Here is a 765-nt window from a genome sequence, read left to right as displayed (position 1 = left end):
CGGGGCGCGCTGGCGCCCTACCTCGACGGCGCCGAGCTGCTCGAGTTCCCCGCCTGGGAGACCCTGCCGCACGAGCGGCTCAGCCCGTCGGCCGAGACGGTCGGGCGCCGGTTGCACGCGCTGCGGCGGCTGCACGAGTGGCAGGCGGCCGGCTCGCGGCATCCGCTCGTCGTGGTCGCGTCGGTGCGCGCCGCGCTGCAGCCCCTCGCCGACAACCTCGCCGAGCTGGCCCCGATCGAGCTCGTCGCCGGCGGTCGAGGATACGACCTGTCGCAGCTCGCGGTGCGGCTCGTCGACCTCGCCTATGCCCGGGTCGACATGGTCTCGCGACGCGGCGAGTTCGCCGTGCGCGGCGGCATCCTCGACGTGTTCCCGCCCACCGCCGACCACCCCGTGCGCGTGGAGTTCTTCGGCGACGAGGTCGAGGAGCTGCGCGCATTCTCGGTCGCCGACCAGCGTTCGCTGCCCCAGGTCGTCGAGCGCGTGCAGCTCGCCCCCAGCCGCGAGCTGCTGCTCACACCGGCCGTGCGGCAGCGAGCCCGCGAGATGCTCCACGAGTTCCCGAGCCTCGCCGGCATGCTCGAGAAGATCTCGCAGGGAATCCCCGTCGAGGGCATGGAGTCGCTGGCTCCGGCACTGCTCGAGCGGCTCGTGCCGCTCGCGCACTACCTGCCCGAGGGTGCCGCCATCGCGGTCGTGCAGCCCGAGCGCGTGGCGGGCCGTGCCGTGAGCCTCGCCGAGACGAACCGCGAGTTCCTCGGCGCC

General features: G+C 74.2%; 1 pseudogene. It reads left to right on the top strand.

The features are described from left to right. Positions 1-765, top strand: a pseudogene (locus GH736_RS23730) (transcription-repair coupling factor); the annotation flags it as partial.

It is taken from the genome of Agromyces humi (assembly GCF_009720255.1).
In the GTDB taxonomy this organism is placed as follows: domain Bacteria; phylum Actinomycetota; class Actinomycetes; order Actinomycetales; family Microbacteriaceae; genus Agromyces; species Agromyces humi.
The sequence above is the reverse complement of the archived record's forward strand: the minus strand, read 5'-3'. Positions and strand labels throughout refer to the sequence as shown.